Below are 557 nucleotides of genomic sequence, written 5' to 3' on the forward strand. Positions count from 1 at the left end.
GGCGCTGGTCAAACGCTTAGATGAAGCGCAGCGGAGAGCCAAGGCAAAGCGGGCGAACGACACCCTTGGCCCCGAAGGGCGAAGCCTGAGAGCCAAGAGGGCCGTTGCCACGCTCGGAGCCGAAGGGTTGAGCGCAAGAGCGAAGAAGGTGGTCGCCGCTCAGACCCCCGAGCAACGATCCGAGGCGCGGAGGAAAGCTTGGGAGACAAGGCGCCTCAGAAGCCGCGCGGCTCAGGTGAAATAAATGCCTTGGAATAACTGGGCAGCGATCTGCTGAGCCTCGTCACGCTGAGTCTCAAAATCTCCAAATCCGCTGTGCGTCATGCGGGCTATTATATCCTCGGATCGCCTACGCATTTTCTCGACGTTGGCATTTGAGGCGGCTGGGCCATTCGTTTGCGACGCAACCCAGGTCACTAGCATCGCTAGGACGGCCTTCATGGCGATCGTTTCGCTAGGAGTAGGTGCGGACATGTCTGCCTCGTTGCGGCGGGAGCAAGCTAGATACCGCGTCCATCGAGTTCGTCGAACCGGTCTGAGCTTGAGCCTCAAGGATA

General features: G+C 59.8%; 1 protein-coding gene. It reads right to left on the reverse strand.

Annotation, left to right across the window (positions count from 1 at the left end):
• Positions 1-231 precede the first annotated feature (231 nt).
• The coding region (locus A3761_RS00975) for a hypothetical protein (RefSeq protein ID WP_231881103.1) at positions 232-557 on the reverse strand (326 nt) is incomplete at its 5' end.

The sequence above is a fragment of the Oleiphilus sp. HI0123 genome, assembly GCF_001635315.1.